The 14,971-nt window shown below is 69.6% G+C and carries 14 protein-coding genes; 4 read left to right on the top strand and 10 right to left on the bottom strand.

The genetic code is table 11. The annotated features are described in order from the left end of the window. Entirely contained in the window at window positions 1–1,551 is a 1,551-nt protein-coding gene (locus tag ACFO0C_RS23525; protein ID WP_378068818.1) for a Rieske 2Fe-2S domain-containing protein, read from the bottom strand. Between the two features lie 130 nt (window positions 1,552–1,681). Here ACFO0C_RS23525 and ACFO0C_RS23520 point away from each other — a divergent pair, with 130 nt between their 5' ends. Continuing rightward, the gene (locus ACFO0C_RS23520; protein WP_378068817.1) at window positions 1,682–1,921 is read left to right on the top strand and encodes a DUF2631 domain-containing protein; all 240 of its coding nucleotides are present in this window, start codon (window positions 1,682–1,684) and stop codon (window positions 1,919–1,921) included. Window positions 1,922–1,973: 52 nt separating this feature from the next. On the opposite strand, the gene ACFO0C_RS23515 is transcribed toward ACFO0C_RS23520, so the two are convergent. From ACFO0C_RS23515 to rpsB, 7 genes are all read right to left on the bottom strand, one after another. Then, window positions 1,974–3,212 (bottom strand): DivIVA domain-containing protein, encoded by a 1,239-nt coding sequence (locus tag ACFO0C_RS23515; RefSeq protein ID WP_378068816.1) that lies wholly within the window; start codon window positions 3,210–3,212, stop codon window positions 1,974–1,976. Between the two features lie 37 nt (window positions 3,213–3,249). Beyond that, the gene (gene rlmN / locus ACFO0C_RS23510) at window positions 3,250–4,428 is read right to left on the bottom strand and encodes a 23S rRNA (adenine(2503)-C(2))-methyltransferase RlmN (protein ID WP_378068815.1); all 1,179 of its coding nucleotides are present in this window, start codon (window positions 4,426–4,428) and stop codon (window positions 3,250–3,252) included. A gap of 43 nt (window positions 4,429–4,471) precedes the next feature. Further along, the gene (locus tag ACFO0C_RS23505; protein ID WP_378068814.1) at window positions 4,472–5,470 is read right to left on the bottom strand and encodes a phosphatidate cytidylyltransferase; all 999 of its coding nucleotides are present in this window, start codon (window positions 5,468–5,470) and stop codon (window positions 4,472–4,474) included. A 233-nt stretch (window positions 5,471–5,703) separates the two neighbouring features. After that, a complete protein-coding gene (gene frr, locus ACFO0C_RS23500; RefSeq protein ID WP_378068813.1) occupies window positions 5,704–6,261 on the bottom strand; it encodes a ribosome recycling factor in 558 nt (185 codons plus the stop codon). Between the two features lie 64 nt (window positions 6,262–6,325). Continuing rightward, complete coding sequence (gene pyrH / locus ACFO0C_RS23495; protein WP_378069130.1) at window positions 6,326–7,036, bottom strand: UMP kinase; 711 nt, start codon at window positions 7,034–7,036, stop codon at window positions 6,326–6,328. Between the two features lie 159 nt (window positions 7,037–7,195). Next, on the bottom strand, window positions 7,196–8,026 hold the full coding sequence (gene tsf / locus ACFO0C_RS23490; RefSeq protein ID WP_378068812.1) for a translation elongation factor Ts: 831 nt from the start codon (window positions 8,024–8,026) through the stop codon (window positions 7,196–7,198). A gap of 29 nt (window positions 8,027–8,055) precedes the next feature. Beyond that, window positions 8,056–8,910: a 30S ribosomal protein S2 gene (rpsB, locus tag ACFO0C_RS23485; protein WP_378068811.1), complete on the bottom strand. Its 855-nt coding sequence runs from the start codon at window positions 8,908–8,910 to the stop codon at window positions 8,056–8,058. Window positions 8,911–9,244: 334 nt separating this feature from the next. On the opposite strand from rpsB, the gene ACFO0C_RS23480 reads away from it, so the two are divergent. The 3 genes from ACFO0C_RS23480 to dprA all read left to right on the top strand — a co-directional run bounded on the left by ACFO0C_RS23480 (window position 9,245) and on the right by dprA (window position 12,863). Beyond that, the gene (locus ACFO0C_RS23480) at window positions 9,245–9,604 is read left to right on the top strand and encodes a YraN family protein (protein WP_378068810.1); all 360 of its coding nucleotides are present in this window, start codon (window positions 9,245–9,247) and stop codon (window positions 9,602–9,604) included. Continuing rightward, complete coding sequence (locus tag ACFO0C_RS23475; protein ID WP_378068809.1) at window positions 9,604–11,139, top strand: YifB family Mg chelatase-like AAA ATPase; 1,536 nt, start codon at window positions 9,604–9,606, stop codon at window positions 11,137–11,139. The genes ACFO0C_RS23480 and ACFO0C_RS23475 overlap by 1 nt, the downstream gene beginning before the upstream one ends. A 566-nt stretch (window positions 11,140–11,705) precedes the next feature. Next, entirely contained in the window at window positions 11,706–12,863 is a 1,158-nt protein-coding gene (dprA, locus tag ACFO0C_RS23470; protein WP_449191239.1) for a DNA-processing protein DprA, read from the top strand. A 315-nt stretch (window positions 12,864–13,178) separates the two neighbouring features. Here dprA and ACFO0C_RS23465 read toward each other — a convergent pair whose 3' ends face one another. Beyond that, complete coding sequence (locus ACFO0C_RS23465) at window positions 13,179–13,364, bottom strand: AlpA family phage regulatory protein (RefSeq protein ID WP_052164533.1); 186 nt, start codon at window positions 13,362–13,364, stop codon at window positions 13,179–13,181. 1,116 nt (window positions 13,365–14,480) lie between these two features. Beyond that, entirely contained in the window at window positions 14,481–14,942 is a 462-nt protein-coding gene (locus ACFO0C_RS23460) for a pyridoxamine 5'-phosphate oxidase family protein (protein ID WP_378068807.1), read from the bottom strand. Window positions 14,943–14,971: the final 29 nt, after the last annotated feature.

The following is a 14,971-nucleotide window of genomic DNA, read 5'->3' as shown; positions in this document are numbered from 1 at the left end:
TCAGCTCTCCTTGCTGGCCCGGATCTTGTGGCCGACGCCGGTGAGGCACCGGCCACTGGGCAGGTCGAACTTCCAGCCGTGGAGCTGGCAGGTGAGGACGTTGCCGTCGAGGACACCGAAACGCGACAGGTCGGCCTTCAGGTGCGGGCAGCGCCGCTGAACCGTCCAGTCGCCGAACTGGATGTCCTCGGCGTCGACGGACTTCTCGTGCTCGTCGTACCAGCCCTCGGCGTACTGCAGGCGCTCCTCGGACAGGCACTTGAAGAAGGCGTAGACGAACTCGTTGTACTGCCCGATCCGGGCCGCGGAGAAGCGGCAGGACAGGAACAGCGAGTTCACCCAGTCGCCCTCGTCGATGAAGATGAGGTGCTCGATCAGCTCCCGCTGCGTGCGGAACCGGTAGCGGACCTTTTCATCGGCATACGCCCGGACCTGCTTGCCCGGGAAGTCCACCACGATCGACTCGACCTCGGCGCCGTCGTAGGAGACCAGGTCGAAGCGGACCGGTCCGCCCACGCCCTTGGCCAGGTAGATCGACTCCTCCAGCAGCGGCTCGATCCGCTTCTTCAGCTCCTTGAGGACGTCGATCTCCGGGTGCCGCCACGACGCCTTCTCCGCCTCGATGATCGGGCGCTTACGCTCCCGCATCTCCTCCAGGTGAGCGCGCTTGTTGGCGAAGAACTCGTCGACCGGCGTCGGGTGCGTCGTCGACTGCTTCGTACCGCCGTCGGTCAGCTCGGTGACGCTGCCCGGCAGCTGGACGACCGCGTTGGTGCCGCCGACCTTCGCATACTCACTCAGGAACACCGACTGGTCGGGGAAGATGTTGCCCTCGTCACCGTGGATGTCGTTGAACTGCCACAGCTCGTCGTCGAGGAAGCACGGCGGGCCGGCGATCGGGAAGACGAAGTCCGCCTTCAGGTCGTCGATGTAACGCCAGGTGCGGTCGAACTGCCGCTCCCGCTTCTGCTTGCCGAACGCGGTCTTCGCGTTCTCCGGGAGCTCGTAGACCATCGGGTACCAGATCGCACCGGAGAACTGCAGCATGTGCGCGTGCACGTGGCCCAGCTCGTTGAACCGGCTCAGGTCGGACGGACGGGCGTCGTTCTGGTTCAGCACGCGAATGCCGTCGTACTCCACCCAGAGCGACGAGTCACCGATCGGGCCGTCGGTGGGGCTGATCAGCGCCTGGATCATCACCTTGAGGCCACCGTCGAGCTCGTGCACCTCGTCCGACTTCGTCCGCAGGAAGCTGGTGAAACCCAGCTCGCGCAACTCGTCCTCCAGCTGGGAGGTCGGGTACTCCGGCAGCAGGACGGTCGCCTTCTTGCTGATGAACCTCTTCAGGTGCTCCGCGTCGAAGTGGTCCCGGTGCAGGTGGGAGACATACAGGTAGTCGACGTCACCCAGGGTCTCCCAGTCCAGCTGGGAGTTGTCCGGGAACGGGAACCACGAGGCGAAATATGCCGGGTTCACCCACGGATCGCACAGAATGCTGCCGGCAGCGGTGTCGATCCGCATGCTCGCATGGCCGGTGCCCGTGATCCGCACTTGATCGCTCCTCTGCTAACTGCCTAGCGGTTTCTTGACCGCCTCGAAAGTACAACCGGGTTGCTGCGCTTCGCCCGTCGACCCCGTGACAGACTGTTTGGCGATTCAACATCGACTAGGAGGTCGCCACGTGGCTGCGGAAGAACACCACGAGGAGGTCTACGCGCCCGACCAGCTGAAGCCCGGCAACCGCAAGCGGGCTCAGAAGGGCGCGATCATCTCGGCCGCGATCATGCTGCTCTTCTTCTGGGGCAACCAGCAGGGCAACACCGAGAAGGTGTGGCTCGCCGTCATCGCGGTCGGCCTCGTCGCCGTCATCATCGGTGACGCGATCCTGCGCCGCAGCGGCCTGCGCCCCAACGACCAGTAAGACCCTGCACAGCAAAAGAGGGGGCCTAGGCCCCCTCTTTTGACATGCGGGATCACCGGCGGCGCAGCAGGATGTCCTTCACCTCGCGCAGCGCGGCGTCGACCTCGGCCTCGAAATAGCCGTTCGGCACCAGGCCGAACTGGAGCATGTCGAGGTCGTTCTCGTTGACCGGCATCGGGCCGCGGCCCGTCATCGCCTGCAGAATGCCCTCGAACAGCCGGTCCACCTGCATCGGGTCGTAGCCGCTGCCGAACCGGCGCGGCTGGAACGTCCGGCGCAACTGGTCCACCCGGTAGAGCTCGCCACCCGGCTCACCCAGCGGCGGGCCGAGCTGAGGCTGCTGCTGCTGCGGCGGCTGGCCGTAACCACCGCCACCGCCGTAGGGCGGTCCACTCATCGGCGCGCCCGGCATCGGCGAACCCGGCATCGCCATCGGGGAACCCGGCATGGGGGCGCCCGGCATCTGCTGCCCGTAGCCGCCGCGCGGGTCCCGGTCCGGCATGCGGATCTCGGCGGTCATGTCCGCCTTACCGTGCCGGCCCGCCTCGAAGCCGTCGTAGCCGCCCTGGTCGTAACCGCTCGGGTCGTAACCGGGCGGCGGGCCGGGACGCTGCGGCAACTGCGACGGCGGCTGCTGCTGGCCATACCCGGTCGGCTCGTCATAACGCCCGTAGGGGTCGGGGCCGGGCGGCAGCTGCTGCTGTTGCTGGCGCTGCGGCATCTGCGGCGGCATCATCCGGTCGTCGCGCACCGGGGCGGGAAGCCGCTCGGTCGGCGGCGAGGCCATCCGGGCCGCCGGGTTCATCCCCGGAGGGCCACCGAACCCGCCCTGGCCGGGCATCCCCTGCGGCTGCAGGCCGGGACCGGGCGGGAAGCCACCCTGGCCCTGTGGGAAACCCTGCACCTGAGGACCGGGGCCGGCCGGGCCGCGGTCGAAGCCACCACGGTCGAAACCGCCGCGGTCCATGGCCGGCGGGCCGGAGACCGAACCGGCGGTGAGACCGCTGCGCATCGAATCGCGCATCGGATCCGGAGCCGGCCGGCCGCCCCGCTCCTCGAACTCGGCGAGCTGCCGCTCGACCCGGTCGAGGTGCAGGTCGACCTGCCACTCGTCGTAGCCGCCGAACCGCACCCGGAAGACGACGTCGTGTACTTCCTGCGCGCCGACCGGCGGACCGACCTGCTCCCCGGCCAGGGTCGCCTCGACCCGGTCCAGGAAGGCGTCGACCTCGTCGACCTTGTAGCCACGCCGCAGCGCACGCCTTCGGAAACGCTGCCCCTGACTCGTCACAACGTCTCCCACTCCGCTCGCTGGGACCTGAGCCCAGTCACTGTGCCACCTCCGCGTCGGCTGCGGCGCCCCCTGCGCTCGCGTCCGTCAGCTCACCCGCGGCCAGCTGGCCGCACGCGCCGTCGATCTCCCGCCCCCGGGTATCGCGTACCGTCGTCGAGACACCGGTCTCCTGCAACCGGCGGACGAACTCGCGCTCGACCGGTTTCGGGCTCGCATCCCACTTGCTGCCCGGCGTCGGGTTCAGCGGGATGAGATTCACATGGGCCAGCTTGCCTTTCAGAAGGCGGCCCAGCAGGTCGGCACGCCAGGGCTGATCGTTTACGTCCCTGATCAGGGCGTATTCGATGGAAACCCGACGGCCGGTCTGTGCCGCGTAATCAAACGCGGCATCGAGCACCTCGGCCACCTTCCAACGCTGGTTGACAGGCACAAGCTCATCGCGCAGATCATCATCGGGGGCGTGCAGTGACAGCGCAAGAGTCACGGAGAGCTGTTCGGCGATCAACCGCCGCATAGCGGGCACCAAACCCACCGTGGACACCGTGATGTGCCGTTGTGAGAGCCCAAGGCCCTCCGGAGCGGGGGCGGTCAGCCGCCGCACCGTCTCGATGACGCGAGGATAGTTGGCCAGCGGCTCGCCCATCCCCATGAAGACCACCCGGGACAGGCGGGGCGGCGAACCGGTCACCGCGCCCGACGCGGCCACCCCGGCCAGATAGACCACCTGGTCCACGATCTCGGCCACCGACAGGTTGCGGGTCAGGCCCTGCTGGCCGGTCGCGCAGAACGGGCACGCCATGCCACAGCCGGCCTGGCTGGAGACACAGGCCGTCACCCGATCGGAGTAGCCCATCAGGACGCTCTCCACGAGCGCGCCGTCGTGCAGCCGCCACAGTGTCTTGCGGGTCGCCCCGTCGTCGCAGGCCTGCTCGCGGATCGGGGTCAGCAGCGTGGGCAGCAGGTCGGCGGTCAGCCTGTCCCGGGAGCCGGCCGGAAGGTCGGTCATCTCGGCGGCGTCGCGCACCAGGCGGCCGAAGTAGTGGGTGGAGAGCTGCTTGGCCCGGAAGGCCGGCTCGCCCAGGCTCGTGACCGCGCTCTTGCGGGCCGCGAGATCCATGTCGGCGAGATGGCGTGGAGGCATGCTGGGTCGGCGGCGTGTCGCCACCGCGTCGGGTTGATCGGGACTGATCGGGATGACCGGAAGAATCGTCATGGCGTATCCAGTCTCCCACGTCCGCCGAGTAGGTCGCCCACAGCTAGCTCGGGGTGATGATCGAGAAGAGCAGGTACGCGGTCGGGACGGCGAACAGGATCGAGTCCAGCCGGTCCATCAGGCCGCCGTGCCCGGGCAGCAGGTTGCTCATGTCCTTCACTCTCAGGTCCCGCTTGAGCATCGACTCGGCCAGGTCACCCAGGACCGCCACCACCGAGATGACCGCGCCGAACAGCAGGCCCCAATGGACCGGCACGTCCAGCAGGAAGAAGAGCAGCGCGCCGCTGCCGATCGCGGCGGCCGTCACCGAGCCGGCGAAACCCTCCCACGACTTCTTCGGACTGATCTTCGGAGCCATCGGGTGCTTGCCGAGGAAGACACCCGCCGCATAACCGCCGGTGTCCGAGAGCACCACGGCGACCAGGGTGCAGACCACCATGAGCGGACCGTCGGTCTCGTCCATCCGCACCAGCATCGCCGCGAAGCTCAGCAGGAAGGGGCCGTAGACGGCGATCAGCACGCTCGGGGTGAAATCGCGGCGCACCGCCGCCGGCCCGTCGGCCAGGCGCCACAGCACCGCCGCGCCGACCGTCACGAGCAGGCCGAGAACCAGGGCGTCGGCCCCCTCGAACCAGGCCAGGCCGGTCATCAGCACGCTGCCGGCGATCAGCGGGATCAGCGGCGGGTTGGCGCCGGTCGTGGACAGCGCGCGGGCCATCTCCCAGGCACCGACACCGGAGGCGACCACCAGCACCGCCAGCAGTGCCACCGGCTGGATCAGCAGCGAGGCGAGAACGATCAGGCCGAGGCTCACCCCGACCGCGATGGCGGCCGGCAGGTTACGGCCGGCACGGCCGCCGCCTTGCGGCTTACGGCCCCGGCCGGCCCGGCGACGGCCCTTGCCACCCTCCACGGGGGCGGGGTCGCTCATCGGCTCCGGCCCGGCATACGCATTGGGGTCCTCTGACTCATGGAAGTACGGCGCCGGCACGCTCGTGTCGTCGCCGGGGATCTGCCGGATGCGGGGATCGACGTAGGACATCAGACCTCGTGCGGGGTGGTGGGCGGGAACGCCGCCGAACGCACTGACAAAGCCGGACCCCTACCTGCCGGAAAATCTACATCTCACTGGAACCGTGCAGAGCGTACTGCAAAGGTGACGCCGGAACAGCTGTCGAGGTGGCGGGCAATTTAACCGCCCGTGAACCGGCACCGGCCGAACAGGGGAGAAGCCCGGGCCCCTCCGGGGGAGGCGCTCCGGGCTTCATCCGATTCTCAGACCTCGAGGAGCTCGGCTTCCTTGTGCTTGAGCAGCTCGTCGATGGAGGCGACGTAGCGATGCGTCACGTCGTCGAGCTCCTTCTCCGCACGGCGGCCGTCGTCCTCGCCCGTCTCGCCGTCCTTGACCAGCTTGTCGATCTGGTCCTTGGCCTTGCGGCGCACGTTACGGATCGCGACACGCCCGTCCTCGGCCTTGCCACGTGCCACCTTGATCATCTCGCGGCGGCGCTCCTCCGTCATCTGCGGGAGGTGGATGCGCAGTTGCGTACCCTCGTTGTTGGGGTTGACCCCCAGGTCCGAGTCGCGGATCGCCCGCTCGATCGGGCCCAGCTGGGACGCGTCGTAGGGCTTGACGATGACCATGCGCGGCTCCGGGACACCGACCGACGCCATCTGCGTCACCGGCGTGGGCGCGCCGTAGTAGTCGACCAGGATCTTGGAGAACATCGCGGGAGTAGCCCGGCCGGTCCGAATGGCGGCGAACTCCTCCTTGGCGTGCTCGACCGCGCTCTCCATCTTCTCCTCGGCCTCGAAGAGGGTTTCCTCGATCACCGGCTCTTCTCGCCTCCTTGCTGTCTTCGGTGGTGCGGGATGTGGGGACGTATGGATGCGGCCGTCAGTCGGCGGTGATCAGGGTGCCGATCCGCTCGCCGGCACACGCACGCACGATGGTGTCGTCGCCCTCCGCGCCGAAGATCAGCATCGGCAGCTTGTTCTCCTGGCAGAGGCTGAAGGCGGCCTGGTCGGCCACCCGCAGACCACGCAGCAGGACCTCCTGGAAGGTGATGGATTCCAGCTTCTTGGCGTCCGGGTCGACCCGCGGGTCCGCGGTGTAGACGCCGTCGACGCCGTTCTTGCTCATCAGCACCATGTCGGCACGGATCTCCAGCGCCCGCTGGGCGGTGACCGTGTCGGTGGAGAAGTACGGCATACCGGCGCCGGCGCCGAAGATGACGACGCGGCCCTTCTCCAGGTGCCGGATGGCACGCAGCGGAAGGTAGGGCTCGGCGACCTGGGCCATCGTGATGGCGGTCTGCACGCGCGTCTCGATGCCCTCCTTCTCCAGGAAGTCCTGGAGGGCGAGGCAGTTCATCACCGTGCCGAGCATGCCCATGTAGTCGGCCCGGTTGCGGTCCATACCGCGCTTCTGCAGCTCGGCACCGCGGAAGAAGTTGCCGCCACCGACCACGACCGCGACCTGGATGCCACGCCGGATGACCGTGGCGATCTGCCTGGCCAGCGACTGCACCACGTCGGGCTCGACCCCGACGTCACCGCCGCCGAAGACCTCGCCGGAAAGTTTGAGGACGACCCGCCGCGGGCGCATGGTCGGCAGGTTCTGATCGTCAGCCGTGGCGGACTGCTCGGTCACCATCGTCATGAGACCCGCCTTCCCTTCTCCATCTGTCAAGAGACCTTATGCGACCGGGAGGCCGGGCGCTCAATCGCGTACCCGACCTCCCGACGCATTGCTTTCGGTGCTGCCTTACTCCTGGCCGACCTCGAACCGGACGAACCGGGTGATCTCGATGCCCGCCTCGGTGGCGATCTGCTTCACCGTCTTCTTGTTGTCGACGACCGAAGCCTGCTCCAGCAGGACGAAATCCTTGAAGAAGGAGTTCACCCGACCCTCGATGATCTTGGGCAGCGCCTGCTCGGGCTTGCCCTCCTCACGAGCGGTCTGCTCGGCGACGCGGCGCTCGGTCTCGACGACCTCGGCCGGCACCTCCTCCCGGCTCAGGAACTTCGGCCGCATCGCGGTGATCTGCATGCCGATGCCGCGGGCGTCCGAGTCGGCCGCCTCGTCGTTCTTGCCGGAGTACTGCACCAGGACACCGACCTGCGGCGGCAGGTCCTGCGCCTTGCGGTGCAGGTAGACCGCGACGGTGCCGTCGACGATCGTGAAGCGGTTCACGACGATCTTCTCGCCGATCTTCGCGGCGTACTCCTCGACGGTCTCGGCGACGGTCTTGCCGTCCTCCAGCGTCGAAGCGAGCAGCGCGGCGGCGTCGGCCACCTTGTTCTGCTCGCCGAACTCGACGAAGCGCTGGCCCAGCGCGACGAAGTCGGGGGTCTTGGCGACGAAGTCGGTCTCGCAGTTCAGCTCGAGCAGCGCGCCGCCCGAGTGCGCGACGATGCCGTTCGCGGCGGTACGACCGGCCCGCTTGCCGACGTCCTTCGCACCCTTGATGCGAAGGAACTCGACGGCCTTGTCGAAGTCGCCCTCGGACTCCTCCAGCGCCTTCTTGCAGTCCATCATGCCGGCACCGGTGAGGTCGCGGAGCTTCTTCACGTCCGCGGCGGTGTAGTTAGCCATGACTCTTCTCTCGATGTCAGTCGGTTGACTTACTCAGCGGCGACAGCGGCGGGAGCAGCGGCAGCGGCGGCCGGCTCCTCGGCCTTCTTCTCGGCACCCTCGTAGAGGTCCCGCTCCCACTCGGGCAGCGGCTCACCGGCGGCGACGGTGCCCGCCTCGGGCTTCTCGTCGGCGGCGGCACCACGGCCACGGCCGGAGCGAGCGATCAGACCGTCGGCGACCGCGGCGGCGATGACCTTGGTCAGCAGCTCGGCCGAGCGGATCGCGTCGTCGTTGCCCGGGATCGGGAAGTCGACCTCGTCCGGGTCGCAGTTGGTGTCCAGCACGGCGATGACCGGGATGTTCAGCTTCCGGGCCTCGTCGACCGCGATGTGCTCCTTCTTGGTGTCCACGACCCAGATCGCCGACGGCGTCTTGGTCATGTCACGCAGACCACCGAGGGTCTTGGTGAGCTTGGTCTTCTCGCGGAAGAGCTGGAGGGTCTCCTTCTTGGTGTAACCCGCGGCGGTGCCGGTCAGGTCACCCAGGGCCTCGAGCTCCTTCATGCGCTGAAGACGCTTGTACACCGTCTGGAAGTTGGTCAGCATGCCACCCAGCCAGCGGTGGTTCACGTACGGCTGGCCGACCCGCGTCGCCTGCTCGGCGATGGCCTCCTGGGCCTGCTTCTTGGTGCCGACGAAGAGGATGTGGCCACCCTCGGCGACGGTGTCACGCACGAAGCTGTACGCCTTCTCGATGTAGTCGAGGGTCTGGCGCAGGTCGATGATGTAGATGCCGTTGCGCTCGGTGAAGATGAAGCGCTTCATCTTCGGGTTCCAGCGCCGGGTCTGGTGCCCGAAGTGGACACCGCTTTCCAGCAGCTGACGCATGGTCACGACGGCCATGGTTGTTACTCCCTGATCTACCCTGGTTGTCACGCTCACCGGCGGTGAGCGTCCTGGCGCCCGGTCGGTGGCCGCAGTAGGGCCCGACGGAATCGGGACCAGGGAGGGCCGCCGCCTGCGACCGGCGCTGACGAACAGCACTCGGAACCGTAGGAGGGCACGCGAGGTCGACCGCGCAGGCGGTCGCCGTCGACCAGCATACGCCAAGCCGCCCGGCGACCCGGCCCGGCCTCGGTCTAGCACGAGGGGAACGCGGGCGCCCGCTCGTCCACATCACCGCGCTCTCCACAGTCCGGCCCGCGGGCGCCTCGGATTCCTGTGACGGTGCCGGGTCATGACGACTCAGCGACGGGCGGTCGGCGCCTACGGCGAGCGGCTGGCCGCCCAGCACCTCCAGGAGATCGGGCTCACACTGCTCCAGCGCAACTGGCGCTGCGCCGACGGCGAGATAGATCTCATCCTGCGTGACGGCGGCGACCTGGTCTTCTGCGAGGTGAAGACCCGGCGCACGGTGGCCTTCGGCACACCGGCGGCAGCTGTCGATCACCGCAAGGTGCGCCGGTTGCGGCATCTGGCCGCCAGGTTCCTCAACGACTCGGGGGTACGAGCGGAGCGCATCCGTTTCGACGTGGTGGAGGTCCTGCCGCAACGCCGCGGGGCCACCCGCCTGGTGCACATCCGGGACGCGTTCTGATGAGCTACGCACGGGTCCTCTGCGCCGGGCTGGTCGGCGTCGCCGGTCACCTCGTCGAGGTCGAGGCCGACCTCTCCAACGGGTTGCCCACCCTCCTGCTCACCGGCCTGCCCGACACCGCCCTCAACGAGGCCCGGGACCGGGTGCGCGCCGCGATCGTCAACTCCGGCCGCGACTGGCCCAACCGGCGGATCACCGTCAACCTGCTGCCCGCGGCCCTGCCGAAACATGGCAGCGGCTTCGACATGGCCATCGCGGTCGCCGTGCTCGCCGGTGCCGGTGATCTGCCGCTGGAGCGGCTCGACGGGGTCGCCCTCATCGGCGAGCTCGGCCTCGACGGGACGGTCCGGCCGGTGCGCGGCGTGCTGCCGATGGTCGCCGCCGCGGCACAGGCCGGGATCAGCCGCGTCGTCGTGCCGGTGGCCAACGCCTGCGAGGCGGCGGTGGTGCCCGGCGTCACCGTGCTGGCGGTGGACTCGCTGCACCGGCTGGCCGGCTTCGCCCATGGGACCGGGAGCCTGCTGGACCCGCCGGTCGTGCCGCCGTCGCCACCGCCGCCCGGCCCCGACCTGGCCGACCTCGCCGGCCAGGAGACCGGGCGTCATGCGCTGGAGATCGCCGCGGCCGGCGGTCACCACCTCGCCCTCTTCGGGCCGCCCGGCGCCGGCAAGACCATGCTCGCCGAGCGGCTGCCCTCGATCCTTCCGGAGCTCGACGACGAGGCCGCCCTGGAGGTGACCGCGCTCCAGTCGATCGCCGGGATCCTGCCGGCCGACGGGCGCCTCGTCCGGCGGCCGCCGTTCCAGGCCCCGCACCACAGCTCCACCCTCGCCTCACTCGTCGGCGGCGGATCCGGGCTGATCCGGCCCGGCGCGCTCTCCCTCGCCCATCGCGGGGTCCTCTTCCTCGACGAGGTGCCGGAGATGAGCCGGGCCACCCTGCAAGCCCTCCGGCAGCCCCTCGAGAGCGGGCGGGTCGTGCTGTCCCGGGCGCGCGGCACCACCGAGTACCCGGCGCGGGCCCAGCTGGTCGTCGCCGCCAACCCGTGCCCCTGCGCCTCCCCCGCCGGCGACCAGGCCTGCCACTGCTCACCCGTCGTGCGGCGGCGCTACCTGGGGCGGCTGTCCGGGCCGCTGCTCGACCGCATCGACATGCGGGTCAACCTGCTCCCGGTACGGGCGGTGCAGCTGATGGCCGACTCGGCGCCCGCCGAACCGTCCGCGGCCGTCGCCTCCCGGGTGGCCCGCGCCCGGGACTCGGCCGCCGCACGCTGGGCGCCCGGCGGCTGGCGGGTCAACGCCGACGTACCCGGCCCGGTCCTGCGCCGCCCGCCGTGGCGGTTGCCGTCCCGCGACACCGCCGTCCTGCACCGTGCGCTGGACCGGGGCACGCTGTCGGCCCGCGGCTACGACCGCTGCCTCCGGCTCGCCTGGACGGTGGCCGACCTGGACGGACGGTCCCGACCGGCGGAGGGCGACGTGTGCGAGGCCTACCAGCTGCGGATGGGGGAGGCGGCCGCCCGTGTCCCGAAGTGACTGCCTGCTGGCGTACCCCTTCCTCCCGGCTCGTCTCCCCTGCCACACCCGCCTGCCCGCCGCCGGTCTCCCGTCCTTCCCCCGTACGCCGGTTCCTCGCTCTCTCGCCTGCCTCCCGCCTCGACCCGGCGTTCCTGACGCAGGCCCCGCCGAGCTCCATGCCGGAGCCCTCCCTCCTGCCGCGGCCCGTGCCTCCGTCACCGCCCGGCCGGGTCCCGGTGGCCATCCGGCCCCGCAGGGCCGGGTCCGGTCGGGTTCCGGGTCCTCCGGCACGTTCCGCCGCCTTCTGCGGTGGCCGGTCGCCCTGCTCTTCCTTCTTGAGCGGAGCGTCGCGTGAACAACCTCCTCCGCCTTCTCCGATGGCCGGTCGCCCCGCCATTCCTTCTTGATCGGAGCATCGCGTGAACAACTCGGTATCCGCCGCGGATCCGTCCGGCGAGACCGCGCCTGATGGCCCGGCGCCCGACGGCCCCTCGGCCGGCGGGACTGCATCTGGTGGGTCGGCTTTCAACAGCACCTCGGCCGGCGGGACTGCCGACGGTGGGGATACGGATCGGGCCGCGCGGGTGGCGTTGACCTGGCTGGCCGAGCCCGGGAATCGCGCTGTCTGGGCCCTCGTCGAGCAAGCCGGCGCCCCGGAGGCACTGGATCGGCTGCTCAGCGGGGACGCTCCGGAGCCTCGGCTGCGAGCGGCCGTCGCTGCCCGTACCGCTGCGGGGGATGCTCGCCGGATGGCGGAGATCGCGATGCGCCGGGCCGACCGCCTCGGTGCCCGCCTCGTGGTGCCGTCCGACAGGGAATGGCCGCGCCGGGTCGCCGACCTGGCCACCCTCGAACTGGACTCCGGTGGCCGGATCAACAACGACACCCGCCCACCCCTCTGTTTCTGGGTGCGCGGGGCGTGGCCGCTCGGCGACACCCTGGAACGGTCGGTGGCGATCGTCGGAGCGCGGGCCGCCACGAACTACGGGATCCACGTCACGGCCGGACTGGCCCACTCGATCAGCGAGAGCGGGTGGACGGTTCTGTCCGGCGGGGCGTTCGGCATCGACGCGGCGGCCCATCGCGGATCACTGGCCGCGGGAGGTCCCACCGTGGCGGTCCTCGCCTGTGGAATCGACCGCCCGTACCCGGCCGGGCACACGGCGCTGTTCAACGAGATCGCCGAGTCCGGCCTGCTGATCAGCGAGTGGCCACCCGGCGCCGAACCCCTGCGGCACCGGTTCCTGATCCGGAACCGGGTCATCGCCGCCGCCACCGCGGGCACGGTCGTCGTGGAGGCGGCCGCACGCAGCGGCGCGGCACAGACGATGAGCCGCGTGCTGGCGCTGAACCGGCCGGCGATGGTCGTTCCCGGGCCGGTGACATCGGCGATGTCGGTCGGATGCCACGAGATCCTGAGGAACAATCCGTATGCACGGGTCGTCACCAACGCGTCCGACGTGCTGGAGGAGGTCGGCCGGATCGGCGAATACCTCGCCGACGTGCCTCGCGGGCCGGAACGCCGGCACGATCACCTCGACGAGGAGGCCGCCCTCGTCCTGGAGGCGGTCCCGGCGAACGGCTCGTCCACTCCGGAGCGGCTCGCGGCCGAGGCACGGCTCAGCCTGCGCACGGTGCTACGGCGACTGTCTCTTCTCGAGGTCGCCGGATTGGTGGTGCGCAACAGCGACGGTGTCGCGCTCGGCCCCGCCTCGAAGCGGGACCAGCACGATGCCGATTGATCACGCAGTCGGCTCCGCGCCGGACCGCGGCTCCATGCCGGACTGCGGCTTCAGGCCGGGCAACGGCTTCGGACCGGGCAACGGCTTCGAGTCGGGCAACCGCTTCGGGCTGGACCGTGGCCTCAGGCCGGACCGCGGCTTGGAACCGGGCAACAGCTTCGGGCTGAACCCCGGCTTCAGGCCGGACCGCGGCTTGGAACCGGGCAACGGCTTCGGGTCGGGGGCATGGCAGGGACCGGCCCGTCGCCTCACGGCCGTCGCATCAGCGACAACCGGCGCCGAGCCGGTCCGAGGTCACCGCGGTGACCGGGCGAATCAGTCCTCTGACTCGTCCAGATCCCGGCGGTGGACCTTCATCCATGCTTCGACGTCCTCCGTCAGCCATACCTTGCCCTGCGCAAGATCTGCGACGGGCTTCGGAAAGTCGGCACGGCTGGTGATCTGGTACGCCCGCTGTCGGCTGACTCCGCCCAGACGGATACGGATCTCGTGCGCGCCCATGAGGCGGATCGGCTTCACTCCCACATGATCGACCGTAGGCGCGGGACTATTAGTCTCTTACCAAGTTGTTAGGAGACAGGTTGTCAGCTGTCAACTATGGTGGTCGCATGTCTAGACGTCACCGGACCAGTAAGCCGGTTCCTCATTTTCTCCAGCATCGCCGCGACTGGCGGACCTTCTGGCGACGCTGTATCTGTGGGCTCTCGGCTCCTTGCATCGACCGGTTCCCTCCGATACCGCCACCGCCCTATCCACGGCCCGTCATCCCTGACCAGTACAAACGGGGGCGTGGGCGGATCTATCGCTCGCGCTACGCCCCACTCGGCGCGAGCCAGCCGACCGTCGCGGACGACTCTTCACGGCCGGTGCGTCCCGACGCGCGCCGACCGGTGTATCCCGACACGAACCGGCCCGCGCATCCGGGCTCGAACCCGTATCGATCGGCGAATCCCGACCTGAATGCGAGCCGGCCGCCGCATCCGGATTCACATGTGGGCCGCGCCGGACGCCTGACACCGGCACAGCAACACCGGGTGAATCAGAGTGCCCGGCTGCGATCCCGTCGCCCCCGTAGCCATTGACCGCCACTTTCGGGGGAACCCGTTGTCCATCACACCGGAATTCGAGCACCTGCACGACCGGCCCCATTGGGATTGCCGTATCTGCGGTCACCCGTGGCCGTGTCCCGAGGCGAAGACTCGTCTCCTCGATGAGTACCGCGCATACCCGTCTCTGTTGAAGATCTATCTGTCCGCGCACATGTACGAGGCTCTGGACGACTTGACCACTCGCGGCGAGTCTCCCCCGCTGAACCTGTACGAGCGTTTCCTCTCCTGGGCCCGGCCCCGGCCACTCTCTTGACCTTCAGACCTGGGTACCGGACAGCAGGTGACCCGCCAGAAGCACCGGCGCGCAGAGCGGGACCACCGTTGGGGCGGGGCGAGCTGGACGAACAGCAGACCACCCCCACACGGCCGGACGAGGCCTAACGAAGACCAGACCACCGCCACCGCCAGACAAGGTCTAACGAAGACCAGACCACCGCCACCGCCGGACGAGGCCTAGCGGACGCCTGACCACCTCCGCGGGTGGACGGGGGCGAGCGAAAAGGTTGGGTCACGTGCGGGTCCGGCGGGTGTGGCCTCGGCCGGTGTGCCAGGACTCGATCACCAGATGGTCGGCGGGGGTGCCCACGTAGGTCAGGGCCACCTCGTCGATGTCGAGGCGGAAGAACGCCGCGTCGACGTGTGGGGTGTCCGGTGGGGGTGGGATCTCGACTGCCCGGCCGGAGAGTTTGGCGTCGCCGGGGCCCGCTGACGGGTTGTCGGCCGGTGGCTCCAGCGTGGGGCTGTGCATCGCGATCCGGGGGTCGCGGCGGAGATCTCGCAGCTTCACCGCGTCGGGCATCGACCCGAACGTCAGATCGCCGCCGGTGAACTGGGCCTCCGAAGCGCTGATCCGGGGTGAACCGTCTCGGCGCAGCGTGGCGATCGTCTTGTTGGTCCCGGCGTCGAAGAGCGCCCGCACCCGGGCCGCGAACTCCGGGGCGTCCTTCTCGATTTCCTCCCAGCGAGCCATGCCTCAGACGCTAGCCCCCGGGTACGACA

This window comes from Actinoplanes subglobosus (genome assembly GCF_042650585.1).
Taxonomy (GTDB): domain Bacteria; phylum Actinomycetota; class Actinomycetes; order Mycobacteriales; family Micromonosporaceae; genus Actinoplanes; species Actinoplanes subglobosus.
This window is presented reverse-complemented; position numbering and strand designations above follow the sequence as displayed.